The organism is Pontibacter sp. HJ8 (assembly GCF_054824225.1).
The window spans coordinates 1-3,029 of the sequence record NZ_JSYF01000548.1; the positions used below are offsets into that span (position 1 = coordinate 1).

A 3,029-nucleotide genomic window follows, 5' to 3' on the forward strand; every position below is an offset into this window, starting at 1 on the left:
GTCGATATTGCCCTGACCTATTACGACAAAGCCTATACCTACGACCTGGCCCGAAAAGAGCACGTGCTACCCCTCCAGTTGGAAAACCTGAACCCCGAAGAAAACGCGCAGCGGGTAGTAGAATTTGCAAAGAAACATAACTTACTATAGTCATGGAAGAGACAACCACACAAGATATAAAACTCACACAGTATAGCCACGGTGCCGGCTGCGGCTGCAAAATAGCACCTAAAGTGCTCGACGCCATCCTGCACACCGACATCAGTTACCCGGAGAACCTGAACCTGCTGGTAGGCAACAGCTCCCGGGACGATGCCGCCGTGTATGACATCGGCAATGGCCGCGCCGTGATCAGCACCACTGACTTTTTTATGCCCATCGTAGACGACGCCTATGATTTCGGACGCATCGCTTCTGCCAACGCCATCTCGGATGTATACGCCATGGGCGGCATACCCATGATGGCCATCGCTGTGCTGGGTTGGCCCATCGATAAACTGGCTCCGGAAGTAGCCAAGCGCGTGATCGAAGGCAGTCGCAGCATTTGTCAGGAAGCAGGTATACCTTTGGCGGGCGGCCACAGCATCGACAGCCCTGAGCCGATCTTCGGGCTGGCTGTGACTGGTATGCTGGACATTCAAAACCTCAAACAAAACGATACCGCCACTGCCGGCTGTGAGCTATACCTGACCAAGCCGCTCGGCGTAGGCATCCTGACCACTGCCCAGAAAAAAGCCATTCTGAAGCCCGAGCACCTGCACCTGGCGCCGCAGCAAATGATGCAGCTCAACAAGATCGGTGCTGACCTGGGCCATCTGCCGCAGGTAAAAGCCATGACCGACGTGACCGGATTTGGCCTGTTGGGGCACCTCTCGGAGATGTGCGAAGGCAGTAATCTTTCGGCTGAGGTATACTTTGACAAGGTGCCGGTGCTGCCGGAGGCGCTGGAGTACCTGGCGCAAAAGGCTATACCTGGCGGTACCCACCGCAACTTCGACAGCTACGGCCACAAGATCGAAGCCCTTACGCCGGACCAGAAACACCTGCTCTGCGACCCGCAAACAAGCGGCGGATTGCTGGTAGCCGTTGACCCTGCAGGCCGTGACGAAGTGTTGCAGGTATTCGAGCGGTATGGCCTGGCTCTGCAGCCGCTGGGTGTCCTGAAGGAGCGGGAGGATGCGGAAAAGCTCATCCGGGTAGTATAAGGTATGCCAGGTATAGCCGAGAACTTTTAAAGCGAAGGCCGCCATCTTTTGAGGTATAGAATAGCCTGAACTTTATCAATATCTCACTGGCAACCGTAAGCTAAAAACTGATTCCTGTTTTTGATAACTGATCACTGAAAAAATGAAACTACACTATAAAGAAATGGGCCATGGTCAGCCGCTGCTGATCCTGCACGGCTTGTTTGGCACATTGGATAACTGGCAGACCCTGGCCAAGCGATTTTCGGAGCACTACAACGTATTTCTGGTAGACCTGCGCAATCACGGCCGTTCCCCGCACAGCGAACAGCACAATTACGATCTGATGGCAGATGATGTACTGCGCCTGGTAGATGAGCTGCAGATTCCTACGCCGGCTATCATGGGACACTCCATGGGCGGCAAAGTGGCCATGACGTACGCCCTGAAGTACCCGACCCGCATCACCAAGCTGATCGTGGTAGACATTGCGCCAAAAGCTTACCCGCCTCACCACGACGAGATCATTGACGCGCTCCAGTCGGTGGATCTGAGCACCGTGACCAGCCGCAACGAGGTGGATGCCCAACTGGCAAAGTATATTGAGAGTGGCGAGGTGCGCATGTTCCTGATGAAGAACCTCTACCGTAAAGAGGACAATACCTTCGGCTGGCGCATGAACCTGGACGCGATCGAAAAGAACTATGAGCAGGTAGCCGCAGCCGTTACGGCTGATGTTCCTTTCAAGAAAAGTACGCTCTTTATCAAAGGGGGCAAGTCGCGCTATATCCTGCCGGAAGATGTGTATGGCAGCATCCAGCATCTGTTCACACTGGTAGAGGTGGAGACGATACCGAATGCAGGCCATTGGGTGCACGCCGAAGCGCCGGATCAGGTATACGACCTGGTCACCAGGTTTTTAACTACCGATTAGGCGCTAACCTCACTTGTTTTAAAAACCTGTGAGCGCCATACCTGTTACACCCCAAACTGCCACTGCCCAAAGCCGTGGCAGTTTGCATTTGACAAGGTCGGCCAGCAATTTAACAATTCAGCAATCCAACAATGTCACTACCTTTGCACCATGAAAAAGACCGGCACGCTATACCTGATCCCGACCATACTGGCTGAAGACACAGCTGACCAGGTGATATCGCCTCAGGTAAAGGAGACGGTGCGTCACCTCACGTATTTTATAGTGGAGAACCTGCGCACAGCCCGGCGCTTTGTAAAGAGTATCTGCCCGGAACTGGTGATAGAGCAACTGAACTTTGTGCAAGTCGACAAAGATGCTACGCCCGCTCAGGTGCAGGCCTCGCTCAAGCCACTGCTGGAGCAAGGTATAGACGCCGGCATTATCTCAGAGGCAGGTTGCCCAGGTATAGCCGACCCCGGCGCTGAAGTGGTGAAGTATGCGCATCAGAAAGGTATAAAGGTAGTGCCCTTTGCCGGTCCGTCAGCTATCCTGCTGAGCCTGATGGGCAGCGGCTTCAACGGCCAGCGCTTTGCTTTTCATGGCTACCTGCCCATCGAAAAAGGCCCTCGCCTGCAGGCACTGCGCACTTTGGAAAAAGAAATGCTGCAACGGGACCAGACGCAGATTTTCATGGAAACGCCCTACCGCAACAACAAACTACTCGAAGACCTCGTGCAGACGCTCAGTGGCAGCACCCGCCTCTGCATTGCGGCCAACATCACCTCCCCCGAACACGAGCTCATCCAGACCAAAACCATCGCTGATTGGAAAACTCAGCTGCCGGATATACACAAACAACCGGCCGTGTTTCTGATCTACAAGTAATTTATCTGCGACAGGATCAGTCAGCAAAAAGAACTTTTCCAACA

General features: G+C 53.9%; 3 protein-coding genes. All 3 read left to right on the plus strand.

Annotated features, from left to right (window positions below; genetic code table 11):
• Positions 1 to 152: 152 nt before the first annotated feature.
• The 3 genes from selD (at position 153) to OB13_RS19250 (ending at position 2,985) form a co-directional block, all read left to right on the plus strand.
• Entirely contained in the window at positions 153 to 1,205 is a 1,053-nt protein-coding gene (gene selD / locus OB13_RS19240; RefSeq protein ID WP_461491808.1) for a selenide, water dikinase SelD, read from the plus strand.
• 142 nt (positions 1,206 to 1,347) lie between these two features.
• Positions 1,348 to 2,118: an alpha/beta fold hydrolase gene (locus OB13_RS19245; protein ID WP_461491809.1), complete on the plus strand. Its 771-nt coding sequence runs from the start codon at positions 1,348 to 1,350 to the stop codon at positions 2,116 to 2,118.
• Positions 2,119 to 2,268: 150 nt separating this feature from the next.
• The gene (locus tag OB13_RS19250; protein WP_461491810.1) at positions 2,269 to 2,985 is read left to right on the plus strand and encodes an SAM-dependent methyltransferase; all 717 of its coding nucleotides are present in this window, start codon (positions 2,269 to 2,271) and stop codon (positions 2,983 to 2,985) included.
• Positions 2,986 to 3,029: the final 44 nt, after the last annotated feature.

Coding starts and splice junctions, on each gene's coding strand:
- selD (WP_461491808.1), top strand. CDS start 153: ATGGAAGAGACAACCACACAAGATATAAAACTCACACAGTATAGCCAC.
- OB13_RS19245 (WP_461491809.1), top strand. CDS start 1,348: ATGAAACTACACTATAAAGAAATGGGCCATGGTCAGCCGCTGCTGATC.
- OB13_RS19250 (WP_461491810.1), top strand. CDS start 2,269: ATGAAAAAGACCGGCACGCTATACCTGATCCCGACCATACTGGCTGAA.